Here is a 13110-nt window from a genome sequence, read left to right as displayed (position 1 = left end):
AGTGGTCTGAGCCGTTAGTTCGTCGGGGGTATTTGCCAGGCTGTCGGGTCGCCGAGGTAGAGCCCGCATGCGGTGTCGAGTGCGTCTTCAGGGCTGCCGGTGAAGTCGCCTGTAGGCAGCAGCGAATCTTCGTACTTGCCCTTGGACGCGAGGTGGATCGCGAAGCCCCATCTGCTAGCGGAGCCGTTGTATCGCAGCCGCATCAACACCAGGACCGACTCGTCCGGTAGTACACCGTCGACGTAGGCGAACGCGCCACGAAATCGGACGTTGACTCGCGCGAGTTGCGGCCACCTCGTTCGGGCGTGGCCGCTGAGCTTGAGGCGCAGTGAGCTTTTCGTCGATTCCGGTGGTGTCGGCACGCATCCGATCGTGCCCGATCCGTGTGGTCCACCCAACATTTCGCGGATCATCGGCGTGCCGCGGCCCGAGACAGGTGTGACTCAGGTGTCCTTTTGAGGCATGAGTGACAAAACCGCTCGACCCTCGGCCTGCGTGATCGTCCTGTCCACCAGCGACCGTCAGGTTCTCGAAACATGGGTGAGGTGTGGGTCGACACCGCAGAAGACAGTGCTGCGGTCTCTGATCGTGCTGCTCGCCGCGGACGGCTGCACCAACGCAAGTATCGCCATCGAACTCGACGTTCATCCCGACACGGTCCGTAAGTGGCGCAGCCGGTTCCACCATCACGGTATCGATGCCCTCGCCGACGCACCACGGTCGGGCCGGCCACCGATCTACACCCCCGCTGACATCGCTGCAGTGAAAGCGTGGGCGTGTCAGATCCCGGCCGATCACGATATTCCGATCGCACGGTGGTCCACCCCGGAACTCGCCGCCCAACTCGCACGCGACGGCATGACCGTCTCGGTGTCGACGGTGCGCCGGTGGCTGGACGAGGATGCGCTCAAACCGTGGCAGCATCGCTCCTGGATCGCCGCCCGCGACCCGAACTTCGAGATGAGAGCATCTGTCGTTCTCGACCTGTACGCACGCCGCTACGCAGGCAAACCGTTGGGCAGCAACGAGTTTGTGATCTCGGCCGATGAAAAGCCGTCGATCCAAGCCCGCGACCGCTGCCACCGCACCACCGCCGCCGCACCAGGTCGCCCGATGCGCGTCAGCCACGACTACCGCCGCCGCGGCGCGCTCACCTACCTCGCTGCCTACGACGTCCACACCGCACGGGTCTTCGGCCGCTGCGAGCAAAGCACCGGCATCACCGAGTTCACCGCCCTCGTCGATCAGGTCATGACGAGCGAACCGTACGCGTCCGCCGACCGGGTGTTTTGGGTCGTCGACAACGGCTCCTCGCACCGCGGACAAGCATCGATCGACCGCCTCACCGCCCGATACCCGAACGCGGTCATGGTGCACACCCCGGTGCACGCATCATGGCTCAACCAAGTCGAGATCTACTTTTCCATCGTCCAACGCAAAGTCCTCACGCCCAATGACTTTCCCGACCTCACCTCAGTCGAGAACCGGTTGCACACCTTCGCCGAACGCTACAACCGCACCGCCGAACCCTTCGCCTGGAAATACACCCGCCGGGACCTCCACCGCCAACTCAAACTGATCGATCAAAGCAGCGAGGCGGCATGACCCCCCGACGAACTAACGGCTCAGACCACTAAGCCAAGGCGACGGCAGGACGTGCTCCCTGGAGATGGCCCAAGTCGGCTGGTTCAGCGTGGTGGGTCCAACTCGAGGATACGGTTGACCGCGTCGACGCCCAGGGCGGCGAGTGTCGCCACCAGCTCCCCGCGTTCGAGCGTCACGTCGCCGCGCAGCCAGAGCGCGACCCCCTCGGTGGTACCTCCGACCAGCACGCGGGCGATGAGCTGAGCTCGCGGGTGATCGGCACGGTCGCTGGCGAGGAGGGTCAGCAGTTGGCTCACGAAACGGGCCACCGCATGGTCTCGCGCTGCGCGGAGCCCGCGGTTTCCGGGCGCCTCGAGATACAGACGTGCGACCCGTGGATCGTCGAACGCGATGAGGATCTCTTCGACCGCGACTTCGATCAGTCGGGTTCTCGACGCTTCCCTGTCGAGTTTCGCGGTTGCCGCGGCGATTCGATCGGCCGCCTGTGTGAGCACGTCGGTCAGTGCCTCTCCGGTGAGCTCGTCGAGATTGGAAAAGCTCAGGTAGAGATGCCGTTTGGAGACCGATGCGTGCTCACAGATCGCTCCTATGCTCAGCGATTCGATACCGCCCTCGTGGACGAGGTCGAGGACGGCTTCAATCAGCCGATGTCTGCGCGATAGTCGGCGCTCTGTAGCGCTTTGCCCACCGTAGTGTCGCCCGGCGGGCTCGGTGGTCGGCGTCACGTGCTCATAGTGCCAGTGCCGGTGACCCGCTGTCCTGTGCCGGTCCGAACGTTGACGGCGAGCGGCGTCCCACCTAGGCTAACCGAAACCGAAACGATGCGGTTTCAGATGGAGGTCCCGATGCTGTGTTGCACGATCTTGCTGCTGCTGATGGTCGGCCTGCGCAAACTCTTCGTCATCGCCTCGTGCACCGGGGGAGAGGTCTCGTCGGCGACGGCGATGCCGCCGGCCGCACGGCGGGTTGTCACACCGGAGCTGCAGATCTCGGTGGTCCGGTGATGAGGGCGACGCCGGTTGTGCGGCCCGGTCGGTGGGTTCCAGCGCGTCTTTTGCCGACGTCGCGGCCGTTGCTGACTCCGGTGACCCGCGCAAAGTTCCGCAGAGTTGCTGCGGTGTACGCACTTTGTGGACCGGTGGACTACTGGTCACCGCCATGGGCAACCATGTGGCGGGCGTCGCGGCCATGGGGCTGCTGTTTCCCGGCGGCGGTCACCTGGCATCGGGGCATGTCGCGCACGCGGCGATGGCAGTGGCCGCGTTTGGGCTCGCTGTTCTGGTGTGGTGGATGATCGGTGCGGTCATCGCCCCGATCATCGTATGGTTGGCGTTTCTGCTCGAAGCGGCTGTCACTCATTCTCATACTCACCTGTCGGTCACTTGGATCGCTGTCACCGCCGGCCTGGTTCCGGGTGTGGTGGTGGTTGCGTTCGGTGTTCACGTCCTGCGTCACCGTCATCAAGTGGCAATTGCGCGGTCGGTGAACGCCGAACTGGCGGATGTCACGTATTTTCAGACTGCGGTGCCGTCGTCACCCGAACCGCCAGTTGGGGAGGCTTCGGCAGATGACCTGGCGCATTTTCGCTTTGCGCTCGACCTTGCGTTGCAACCATTGTCGGAGTTCGCCGGGTTTGATCGCCGCGACCAGTTCCGTGAGGCAGCACTTCGCTATCAGCTCAGTGTACTGGGCTACGCGCTGTCGATGTACCGCTACACGCGGACACCGGCGTTCTCCGGGGATCTGGCCGAGGCGCAGGAGAGGTCGATCCCCAAAATGGGGGACAAGCGGGTCTGGGGTTACTGGGCAATGGAAAATGCCTGGGGCCGACTGTCTCTCGGCCGCGATCCGGTCGACAACAACGACAACGTGATGCTGACCGGATGGCAAGGAGCCGCGGTCGGGATGTACGAGAGCTTCGGCGACAACCGATTCTCCAGGCCAGGAGGCCTGACCTACACCTGGTCCGACAGCCAACATTATCGGCACGACTTCCACGACCTGGCAAAATCCATCCACCGCAACATGCGCCGGTCGGCCTACACACTGTTCTCCTGCGAACCACGCTGGATCTACCCCGTCTGCAACACCTTCGGAGTCAACACCCTCATCGCGCATGATCGGTTACACGGTACGGACTTCCATGCCGATCTCAGCGCGGCGATCGCGCGAGCGTACGAACACGAGTTCGCGCGCCCGGACGGCAAACTCATCGGTGTTCGCAACGAGAGCCTGGGGCTGTCATGGAACATCTGGGCCAGCGAAGGCGTCAGTCTCCCGACGACCTACTGGATGAACGCCTTTCTGCCCGATCAGGCGCATCGGGCGTGGTGGCTGACGAGACGAAACTCGTTGGAGTTCGATGGGGAGCGTTTTCTTCTCCCGCGGACGGCGGCCAACCGTTGCGACGTCGGCAACTACTCGTTCGGTAGTGACTCTTTCGCCCAGACTTTTCTCTCGCTGACCGCTCGCGAGATGGGGGATGACGACGTTGCAGACTCCGCGTTCGCGTACGTCGATGCGAAGGAACACGTCGAACGCCAGGCGGGCGTCGCACGGTATGAAGGATTGTCCACGCAGGGCAACCTGTACTCGCTGCTCTCACGGTTCGCGCGGCCGGCGGCCAATCGAGACTTGATCGGCGCGGGCCTACCCGCCCATTGGCTCGCGGGCCCTTGTCTCGCCGAGGCCGCATACCCGGATGTTCTGGTGGCCCGCGCCGTCACCGATGGTCAGGCGCTGGACTTGGTCCTCTATCCCGGCGATGGTGGCGTTCGCACGACGCTGGTAATCGATCAACTCCGGCTGGACCGCCGATACGCGGTGGTGGGAACCCTCGACTCGACGGTCGAAACAGACCGCCACGGCCGAGCACGCATAGATCTCGACATCGAAGGACGCACCGTTGTCCGAATGGAGCCCACCTCATGAAACTACGTCCCGGTCACCTCGTCTCCCGACGGATCAGCACGTTGGATCCGGTCGTCGACGCCGCCGAAATAGCTCGGCTGTCCCTGGTCACCTTGCACGGCAATCCATCTCTCACCTACGCCCTGTTCACTGTCGCGCTTATGAAACAGGTGGCGGTTCCGACCATGGCGCGAATCCTGTACCGCCGCGGAGGTGGGGACATCATGCAGTTCCCGGCGAGGCGCAACGACGACACCCTGCTGTTCTTCGGGCAATTGCTCGATCACGGACCGACGTCGCCGACCGGACGTGCCTGGATCGCGCGCCTGAACCAGATCCACGCGCATTTCCCGATCCGCAACGACGACTCGTTGTATACGCTCTCGACCCTTGCACTCGATCCACACCGGATCACCTCGGACCTCGCGCACTCCCCCTTCACCCCAACAGAATTGGAAGCGCAGTGGCGCTTCTGGCGTTCGGTGGCCGAACTGCAGGGTCTCGACGGCCTGCCCGAAACACGCGAAGCGCTCGAGAGATGGGCACGGTCCTACGAGCAACAAGAGTTCGCACCGACCACTGAGGGTCGTGCCGTGGCTCGCTCGCTGATCGAGGCGTTCGCAGAGCGAGTCCTGCCCAAACTCCTGAGGCCGTACGCGGACCACATCATCTCGGCGTTCTGTCCACCGAATCTCCGGCAGGTTCACGACCTACCGCACCCCTCACGGCCACTGCAACTCGCGACCCGAGTGGCAGTTGCCACTTACGCCGGGTCGACGCCGCTGCGCCTGGTCGACCTCGACCGATCCATGGTCTCCACATTCGGAGTCCGAAAATACGGCGAGCGAGAACCGTCCGAAGTCGGCTACCAACGGTCACAGCGCGAGAACCAACCCAGCTGAGAAGGCGAAGGACTCCCGAGTTGTGGGCAGCTCTTGACGCTCGGCCAGGTTGATGGACCTGATCAGCCGACGTACATGGGTAGCTCCTCGTACTGAGTCGGCCACAGGCACGACGAGGTGCCGACGTAATCGAACGCGAGAATGCCACGGCATTTTGTATGGCTGTGTTTTTTAATGCCCTTCATCAAGGCGCGATAAACCTTCATGGCTCACTCGCGTTTGAACTCGCCGGGGCGGGGGGATACTGGCGACATCCCAAGTGACGGTCGGGAATCGTCCTGTTTCGTGTTCTTGGGTGCTTTAGGTGCGCTACGGCGGCCATGGCGCGGGTCTGACCCTGGCTCGCCTCCCAACCATGCACTCGTGTGCACGCTATCGGTGTCTCCAGCTTGCGGGCACACATTTGGTGGCTATTTTGTGAATGGAGCCAGCATGTTTCGTCATACCGGGCGCAGCAATAACCCATCGCCGATGCATCGCACATAGCGCGAGACGTGACCGACGCGTGACACCCGCCGAGACCACCGCGGCTGTACACACAAGAAATCCAGCGGGAGAGAACATGAAATCGATGGTCTATCGAGGTCCGTACAAAATCAGGGTCGAGGACAAGCCCATTCCTCCGATCGAACACCCCAACCTGGATTATTCACGTGGGTTGGCATGACTGTGGTGTCGTGTACGCGAAAAGTGCGTCAGCTCAGGGATAATGGGGTTTCTCGACGACTCCGCAATCCACAGAACGGGCGCACTTCTCGCATGCAGGATACTAATTGGTCCCGGGGCCTGGACATCGAAGTCCGCGGCGACGACGTCGTGTCGCACAGCGGCAGCGTCGTCACTCGGATGCTCGCCGACGCCACGGGCCTGACCAACGCGTTATCGGATGCCCTTGTTCGCCCGGATGTGATCCATGACCGGGGCCGGGTCGTGTGCGATCTGGCGGTGTCGATCGCCGACGGTGCTACCTGCATGTCCGACATCGTGGTCCTCGGCGACCAGCAGCGGGTGTTCGGGCCGGTGGCCTCGATGTCCACGCTGTGGCGTTCGCTGAACGAGATCGACGCGAAGGCGCTGAAGAATCTCACCGCGGCACGTAACCGGGTCCGCCGCCGGGTGTGGCAGCTGATCGCGGCCCGGCACGGCAAGATCGCGCCGGTAGGCACCTGCTACGGCGATATCGAGGGTGTGATCGCGATCCGGATCGACGCCACCCTGGTCACCTCCTACTCGGACAAGCAGTGCGCGGCAGGCAATTTCAAGGGCGGCTACGGATTTCATCCGTTGACGGCGTGGTGCGACAACACCGGCGAGTTGCTGGCGATCATCCCCCGTACCGGCAGCGCGGGTTCGAACACGGCAGCCGATCACATCGCGATCATCGACGCCGCCATCGCCGCGGTCCCCGCGAAGTACCGGCGGCGGTTGCTGATCACCATCGATGGCGCGGGTTCGACTCACGATGTGCTCGACCACATCACCGCACTGAACGCCCGCACCGGGTTCAGCGTGGAGTACTCGGTCGGCTTCGACCTCGATGCCCGGGTCCGCAACGCGATCGCCCTGCTGCCCGAACACGTGTGGTGCGCGGCGCTCGACGCCACCGGCGTGCTACTTCTGTGTGCGCGGCCTCTACTCGAACTGTCACAACGTCAACCCCAATGCCACCGCTGTCGGCGGCATCTACGGGTACTCCCACACGTGCGGTGGTTACGACGGCGGGCAGGCCGAGCTCATGCGCGTCCCTTTCGCCGACGTCGGACCCACCATCATCCCGGACTGGCTCGACGAGGATGACGCCCTGATGCTCACCGACGCCCTGGCCACCGGCTACTTCGGCGCCCAACTGGGCAGTATCAGCGAAGGAGACACCGTCGCCGTGTTCGGCGCCGGCCCGGTCGGACTGTTCGCGGCAAAATCAGCCTGGTTCATGGGCGCTGGCCGGGTCATCGTCATCGACCACCTGGAATACCGGCTCGAGAAGGCGCGGACGTTCGCCCACGCCGAGACCTACAACTTCGCCGAATACGACGACATCGTGGTCCAGATGAAGAAGGCTACCGATTACCTCGGAGCGGACGTGGTCATCGAAGCCGTCGGCGCCGAGGCCGACGGCAACTTTCTCCAGCACGTCACCGCAGCCAAGTTCAAACTGCAAGGCGGATCCCCGGTCGCCCTGAACTGGGCCATCGACTCGGTCCGCAAAGGTGGCACAGTCGCGGTCCTGGGTGCGTACGGGCCGATGTTCAGCGCCGTGAAGTTCGGCGACGCGATGAACAAGGGACTGACGCTTCAGATAAATCAGTGTCCGGTCAAACGGCAATGGCCGCGACTGTTCGAACATGTCAAAAACGGGCACATCAAGCCCAGTGACGTTATCACCCAACGTATTCCGCTGGACCACATCGCTGAGGGGTACCACATCTTCTCAGCCAAGCTCGACGAGTGCATCAAACCCGTCATCATTCCCGCCACCACCTAGGAGCCATTTCAATGCCGTACACCGCGCACATACCCCGCCGCTATTCCAGCGAGGAACTCAAAGCCCGGATCCCCGGATGGGGCGTCGACCTCGACCCCGCCGACCGGCCATCGGTTCCCCAGGAACGACTCGACCCCGACGCCACCGGAGCACACTGGGACTTCCCGGAGCGGCAACGCGAAAAGTGGCCGCGCGAACGCTCAATCGAACACGAGTTCCTGACTCCCGTATTCGGGACCTCCACCCCTCCCACCGGATTGTCCGGAAAACTGCGCCGCATCGCCTACCGCTACAGCGAAGCCCGCGCCGCTCACTGGCTGCTGCTGCTGGCTGCTGACCGCGTGAACGCCGCCGAAAGCCACCTCGCCTCGTTCGCGCGCGGGCGCCCGGACAACCCGATCACCGAGACCGGCATCGCCGGCGAGATCGGACGGAGTGCGAGCGCGCGGACCGGCACGAAGCGGGTGGACAAATACCACATGTGGATCGATCCAATTCTGGTGGGAGCCCCTTGGGTTGCCAGTGCGGTCTTTGGCGCTTATCTCGTGCGCGGCGCGATCAGACGGCTGGCTCGGTAACAACGCACGCTCCTCCACGGAGAAGAAAAACACCTGAGTCAGAGATCGAGATCTTCGCAGAGGGTTGCAAAAGGAGCGTTTCGTGAAACTGGTAGTGGCCGTGATCCGGCCGTTCACCTGTCAACGGCCAGTTTGATGTCCCCACTGGTGGCCAGGTAAAAGTCCCCGCCCTGTGTGGGCAATTCAGGTTGTGGTGGGGCCCTCCGTTCGGTGTTTCATGCGGTAGGAGTCGCCGTCGGTGACGACGACCGTGATGTGGAGGACATCGTGAACACCGTCGTCGATACAGCACGTACCGGGCGGATCGGAGACGGAAAAATCTGGGTGATGCCCCTCCATACCGTCCAGCGAGTCAGACCGGTTGCAGACCCGTAGCCTCCGCGCGGGTTTCGCCGCGGCGCGTTGGCCGTGACCTACGGCCGCGAGGCCGTGGATGACTACGTGCCGGTGCTGGCTGATCCGCGTTCGACGAGTTGCACCGCGATCTGCACCAGCGGGACGTTCGAGTCTTGGGATAGCTTGCGCAACAGTTCGAATGCCTGCACAGGGTCAACGGTGAAGCGCTCCATGATCATTCCCTTGGCCTGACCTATGACATCGCGGCTGGCCAACGCAGACTCGAACTGTTCGCTCTTGCGGATTCCGTGCAAGGCGACCGCTGCGTGGGTGCCGAGCATCAGGCCCACTTCGATGTCGGCGGCCGAGAATGCCCCAGCGGTAGAGCTGAACAGATTGAGCGCACCGATCGCGCCGCCGCCGGTGTACAGCTGGAACGACAAGCTGCTGTGGACCCCGGCTGCAATGGCCCGCGGACAAAAGTTCGGCCAGCGGCGTTCGGCGGTCAGGTCGTCGGTGTGAATGATCCGCTCGTTGAAGGCGGCGTCGATGCAAGGGCCTTCACCGAGTTCTTCCTGGATGCTGTCGAGCCGTACCGGGAGGTCGCTGGTCGGAGCGTGGGAGCGGAACTCTTTGCGTTTGGAAATCAGTAGGATATCTGCCGAATCTGCGCCTTCGATCAGGTCCACGGCGGCGCCGGTGATCAGGCGCAAGGTCTCCTCGAGTTCGGGCTTGTCGGCCATGGTCCGAACGAGCTCGGCCAAGGTGGCGGCCAGGTCGGGAACCTCGTTGCTCATGCGCGCGCCTTCGGTCGTCGGTGTGCGCCTGCAAACGAGGGCTCAGCCTACAAACGCAGGTTCACGTGAGCGTACCGCGCAGCGCCCACCCCCACCTTGGGGAACGGTGTTTGTCCAGCAACCGCTTGCGGTACCTGGGACACAGGTTGGCGTGCGGCCATGGCTACACGACTAACTCAGGTGTCCCGGGTTACAAAACCTAGCCCGGGGCACCGCCCGGGCCGCCTCGGCAGCTGTTGTCGGCGAACAGGTGTCGCCTAGGAATGGGACGGGCGAGGCGCATCCCCGTGGGCACGGGCGCCGTTCAGGGATGATGCGATGGCGTTCCGTAGTTGCTCATGGTCATCGAACTGCAGTGTGCGGGCGCCGTATCGTTGGATCGGGTCACTGCCTCTGCCTGCGACGACCAGTGAGTCGTTCGGTTGGGCAATTGCAACGGCGTGTTCGATGGCCGCGAGGCGATCGGGTTTCTCGATGACCTCTGCGCGGTCGGCCTGATGGGCGCCGAGCAAAACCTGTGACCGAATGGCTGCGGGATCCTCGTCCTCGGGACTCTCGTCCGTCACGATCACAACGTCGGCATGCGACGCGGCATAGTTGCCCAAGGCGCGCCGCTTGTTCGGGTCGCGGCCGCCCGTGGCTCCGGCGACCACGATGATGCGGCCTGGTGTCAGAGACCTCAGGTACGGCAGCAGAGCTCGCTGACCAGCCGTGTTGTGCATGTAGTCGACGATGGCCGTGAAGGGTTGACCAACGTGAACCGGTTGGCATCGGCCGGCGATTGCGGTAAGCGAGGACATCCCGTCGGCGGCAGCGTGGAGGTCGACTCCGTCAGCGACGAGAACCGTGAGGGCCACGAGCGCGTTGTCGACTTGAAATGCGCCCATCGCATGCAGGCGCACGTGTGCGCGGCCGCTGGGCGTGTGCACATCGAAACGCGACCCTGTCGCGTCGCAGACGACGTTGTCGGCGAAGACATCTGCGGCGAGACTCTGTCTTCCGCAGGTCCACACCTCGGCGCCGGCCGCGGCGGCCAGGCGGCGTCCGTACTCGTCGGAGGTGTTGATCACGGCCAGTTCGGTACATTCCGGTTCGAACATAGATGCCTTTGTCGCATAGTAATTTTCCATCGTGCCGTGGTAGTCGAGATGGTCGGGCGCAAGGTTCGTGAATGCCATCGCGCGGTACCGGATACCGGCGACGCGCCGCTGAGCAATGGCATGTGAGGAGACCTCCATTGCGCACGCGCTGACTCCCGACCGGCGAAAGTGTGCCAAGGTCTGGTGTAACGTTGCCGCCTCGGGTGTGGTGCGTTCTGGTACCCACTGGCAACCGGGCCCCCGGATGCGAGCTCCCGAGATCAACCCCGGCATCTCGCCCGCTGCGGACAGACCCGCGTCCATGAAATGCGCGGTGCTGGTCTTGCCGTTGGTGCCGGTGACTCCGAACACGCGGGGAGAGTTCGATGACGTGTCGTAGAACCACGCACAGAGAGGACCGACGATCTCCCGCGGATCTTTGACGATCACGGTCGGCAAGACGGTCGATGGACGATCGCTGATGATGACCACTGCGCCCGCGTGCGCCGCCTCGGCTTCGAACTCCATTCCGTGCCAATTGTTACCGCGCATAGCGACATACACGTCGCCTGGACGTAGCGTCCGTGAATCGTCCCGGATGTCGTGGGCGACAGCGAGGTGATTTCGCGCGGTCCCGCCCACCACAGGACTGTTCAAGTAGGCAGACACGTCGGCGACGGTCACACACGGCGCCGGTGTCCGCGAGGTGACCACACGTTCCATCTGCGAGGACTACCCACTCGACACGCTTGCAAACTCTGAGCCCAGCTGAAATGCCGCCGACGGGCCGACCGCACCGCGTGTAACCGACACACGCCGCCGGCGGCGGCGTCAGGCCGGACGCGTCGCTGAGTGAGTCACAGGAACGAGATGGCTACTCGATGACCATGTCGATGCTGCCGGAGACCGGGACGGACTGGCATGCGAGCCGTACGCGTTTTCCTATTTCGTAGGTGTCGAGCGTGTCGTTGACACGCATCTCGACTTCACCGGCTTTGAGTGTGAAAGCACATGCACCGCAGTTGCCTTCGCGGCAGACGAAGGGGGCGTCGATGCCGTGGTCGAGCATCGCATCGAGGAGAACGGTGTCGGGCGGGCAGTGGAAGGTGTAGTCCTCGCCCTCGACCTCTGCGGTGACTGGCGTTCCCACGTCCGTCGCGGCGGGGGGACCGGTGACCGACGTATGAAACGGGTTGGCCTGGATGGAGGTGAAGACCTCACGGTAGATGGCATCGGGGGAGAGTCCCGCGGCGACGAGGGCGTCGTGCGCGAGGTCCATGAATACCGCAGGGCCGCACAGGTACGCATCCGAGGCGGGCGATGAAGGCATCAGGTTGCGCAGTCCGGTGGCGGTCGGCATACCGCGGTCGGACTCCAGCCAGTGGATCACCTCGAGACGGGTTGGATGACGTTTGACCAGGTCGTCCAAAGTGTCGGCAAACATCACCGATTCGGCCGACCTGTTCGCGTAGATCAGCACGCCCGCTCGTGGTGGACTGCCAGGGCGGTTTTGAGGGTCGACAGGACCGGGGTGATACCGCTGCCGGCCGCGACGAGGACGAGTGGCTTGTCCCACCGCGACGGTACAAATGAGCCCGCGGGCCGAAGCGCCGACAGGGTCAAACCGACGGCGGCGTTGTCGCAGAGCCAATTGGACGCGTAGCCGCCCGGGGTGCGTTTGACAGAGATTGCCGGACGATCGTCGCAGTCCGGGCTGCTCGAGAGCGAGTAGCACCGCGCTACCGAGCGGTCCTCCTCGTGCGGGATCTCGAGGGTGAGGAATTGGCCGGGCCGGTAGTCGAACGGCGCCGGACGGTCGGTGTCGGGGGTGGACAAGACGAGGGTGACGGCGTCTGACGTTTCCTCGATGACGTTCTCGACCTGCAGTCGAAGGGTTCGTGCACTGGTGGCCGAATCGATGGTCAAGAGGCATCCTTTCGTGCATTGTCTGCACTCGGCCAACGCTGGTCGGCTTGCTGCGGTGGAATCAGGTCCGCTGATCTGTCTCCTAAACCGTACCATTGACAAATGGCACAGTTTCCGATGATGCTGTGGTTATGACAACGAGAGGCGCCGTCGTGCCACCGCGAGGATCCCGGCGGTCCCGGTGTGCGGCGCGGATGACTGCGTCGATGCTACGTCCGATCGCGTCCCGGCTTCCGTACGACAAGGGTGGCGTATGGGTGGCGCGCGTACTCGTCGAGGTCGCAATGCGTATGTGCGACAGACGCTCGCGCGGAACGACGGTCACAGTGGTCAGCAACGACGGTGTCGTCGGGGAGTGGGTGGATGCCACAAGATCCGGATTCCCGGACGAGAGTGCGTCGGGCGGAGCCGACGGGGTCGTGCTGTACCTGCACGGCAGCGCCTACGCGATCTGTTCGGCGCGCACGCACCGTGGCCTGGCGTCGCGACTCTGAC

The 13110-nt window shown here is 63.7% G+C and carries 13 protein-coding genes and 2 pseudogenes; 9 read left to right on the top strand and 6 right to left on the bottom strand.

All coding sequences use genetic code 11. The annotated features are described in order from the left end of the window. Positions 1 to 14: 14 nt before the first annotated feature. Positions 15 to 362 carry a hypothetical protein gene (locus BFL43_RS02785; RefSeq protein WP_084889720.1) on the bottom strand — a complete coding sequence of 116 codons (348 nt, stop codon included), beginning with the start codon at positions 360 to 362 and terminating at the stop codon, positions 15 to 17. 100 nt (positions 363 to 462) lie between these two features. On the opposite strand from BFL43_RS02785, the gene BFL43_RS02780 reads away from it, so the two are divergent. After that, on the top strand, positions 463 to 1605 hold the full coding sequence (locus BFL43_RS02780) for an IS630 family transposase (protein ID WP_084889713.1): 1143 nt from the start codon (positions 463 to 465) through the stop codon (positions 1603 to 1605). Between the two features lie 83 nt (positions 1606 to 1688). Here the strand turns inward: BFL43_RS02780 and BFL43_RS02775 are convergent, their stop codons facing one another. After that, positions 1689 to 2330, bottom strand: a complete 642-nt coding sequence (locus tag BFL43_RS02775; protein ID WP_084890562.1) for a helix-turn-helix domain-containing protein — start codon at positions 2328 to 2330, stop codon at positions 1689 to 1691. A gap of 96 nt (positions 2331 to 2426) precedes the next feature. Between BFL43_RS02775 and BFL43_RS02770 the strand changes: the two genes are divergently transcribed. The 7 genes and pseudogenes from BFL43_RS02770 (at position 2427) to BFL43_RS29290 (ending at position 8852) form a co-directional block, all read left to right on the top strand. Then, entirely contained in the window at positions 2427 to 2609 is a 183-nt protein-coding gene (locus tag BFL43_RS02770; protein WP_084890561.1) for a hypothetical protein, read from the top strand. A gap of 31 nt (positions 2610 to 2640) precedes the next feature. Then, the gene (locus BFL43_RS02765) at positions 2641 to 4536 is read left to right on the top strand and encodes a hypothetical protein (RefSeq protein ID WP_143695045.1); all 1896 of its coding nucleotides are present in this window, start codon (positions 2641 to 2643) and stop codon (positions 4534 to 4536) included. Further along, the gene (locus BFL43_RS02760; RefSeq protein ID WP_084890557.1) at positions 4533 to 5417 is read left to right on the top strand and encodes an oxygenase MpaB family protein; all 885 of its coding nucleotides are present in this window, start codon (positions 4533 to 4535) and stop codon (positions 5415 to 5417) included. Before BFL43_RS02765 ends, BFL43_RS02760 begins: the two co-directional genes overlap by 4 nt. Positions 5418 to 6080: 663 nt before the next feature. Further along, a pseudogene (locus BFL43_RS29295) lies at positions 6081 to 6947 on the top strand (transposase); the annotation flags it as partial. 76 nt (positions 6948 to 7023) lie between these two features. Continuing rightward, positions 7024 to 7899 (top strand): annotated as a pseudogene (locus BFL43_RS02755) (zinc-binding dehydrogenase); the annotation flags it as partial. A gap of 11 nt (positions 7900 to 7910) precedes the next feature. Further along, the gene (locus BFL43_RS02750; protein ID WP_084890555.1) at positions 7911 to 8477 is read left to right on the top strand and encodes a hypothetical protein; all 567 of its coding nucleotides are present in this window, start codon (positions 7911 to 7913) and stop codon (positions 8475 to 8477) included. A gap of 174 nt (positions 8478 to 8651) precedes the next feature. Beyond that, positions 8652 to 8852 (top strand): P-II family nitrogen regulator, encoded by a 201-nt coding sequence (locus tag BFL43_RS29290; RefSeq protein WP_084890553.1) that lies wholly within the window; start codon positions 8652 to 8654, stop codon positions 8850 to 8852. Positions 8853 to 8914: 62 nt separating this feature from the next. Here BFL43_RS29290 and BFL43_RS02740 read toward each other — a convergent pair whose 3' ends face one another. The 4 genes from BFL43_RS02740 to BFL43_RS29280 all read right to left on the bottom strand — a co-directional run bounded on the left by BFL43_RS02740 (position 8915) and on the right by BFL43_RS29280 (position 12615). Next, positions 8915 to 9610, bottom strand: coding sequence for a GAF and ANTAR domain-containing protein (locus BFL43_RS02740; protein WP_084890551.1), 696 nt, complete (start codon positions 9608 to 9610; stop codon positions 8915 to 8917). Between the two features lie 257 nt (positions 9611 to 9867). Continuing rightward, a complete protein-coding gene (locus BFL43_RS02735; protein ID WP_084890550.1) occupies positions 9868 to 11412 on the bottom strand; it encodes a UDP-N-acetylmuramoyl-L-alanyl-D-glutamate--2,6-diaminopimelate ligase in 1545 nt (514 codons plus the stop codon). A 151-nt stretch (positions 11413 to 11563) separates the two neighbouring features. After that, positions 11564 to 12169, bottom strand: coding sequence for an iron-sulfur cluster-binding domain-containing protein (locus tag BFL43_RS29285; protein ID WP_240498018.1), 606 nt, complete (start codon positions 12167 to 12169; stop codon positions 11564 to 11566). Next, positions 12163 to 12615: an FAD-binding oxidoreductase gene (locus BFL43_RS29280; RefSeq protein WP_240498017.1), complete on the bottom strand. Its 453-nt coding sequence runs from the start codon at positions 12613 to 12615 to the stop codon at positions 12163 to 12165. Before BFL43_RS29280 ends, BFL43_RS29285 begins: the two co-directional genes overlap by 7 nt. A gap of 194 nt (positions 12616 to 12809) precedes the next feature. Between BFL43_RS29280 and BFL43_RS29275 the strand changes: the two genes are divergently transcribed. Then, positions 12810 to 13109, top strand: a complete 300-nt coding sequence (locus tag BFL43_RS29275; protein ID WP_240498016.1) for a hypothetical protein — start codon at positions 12810 to 12812, stop codon at positions 13107 to 13109. The last annotated feature ends 1 nt before the right edge of the window (position 13110 follow it).

Origin of the sequence: Williamsia sp. 1135 (assembly GCF_002095395.1) — a bacterium.
Taxonomy (GTDB): domain Bacteria; phylum Actinomycetota; class Actinomycetes; order Mycobacteriales; family Mycobacteriaceae; genus Williamsia.
Note: the sequence above shows the minus strand (reverse complement) of the source record. Positions and strands in the feature narration are given on the sequence as shown.

What these genes read in the sequence shown, in the direction of transcription:
- BFL43_RS02735 (WP_084890550.1), bottom strand. Translation starts at nt 11,412, where the DNA reads ATGGAACGTGTGGTCACCTCGCGGACACCGGCGCCGTGTGTGACCGTC.
- BFL43_RS02770 (WP_084890561.1), top strand. Translation starts at nt 2,427, where the DNA reads ATGCGGTTTCAGATGGAGGTCCCGATGCTGTGTTGCACGATCTTGCTG.
- BFL43_RS02740 (WP_084890551.1), bottom strand. Translation starts at nt 9,610, where the DNA reads ATGAGCAACGAGGTTCCCGACCTGGCCGCCACCTTGGCCGAGCTCGTT.
- BFL43_RS29275 (WP_240498016.1), top strand. Translation starts at nt 12,810, where the DNA reads ATGACTGCGTCGATGCTACGTCCGATCGCGTCCCGGCTTCCGTACGAC.
- BFL43_RS02750 (WP_084890555.1), top strand. Translation starts at nt 7,911, where the DNA reads ATGCCGTACACCGCGCACATACCCCGCCGCTATTCCAGCGAGGAACTC.
- BFL43_RS02780 (WP_084889713.1), top strand. Translation starts at nt 463, where the DNA reads ATGAGTGACAAAACCGCTCGACCCTCGGCCTGCGTGATCGTCCTGTCC.
- BFL43_RS02760 (WP_084890557.1), top strand. Translation starts at nt 4,533, where the DNA reads ATGAAACTACGTCCCGGTCACCTCGTCTCCCGACGGATCAGCACGTTG.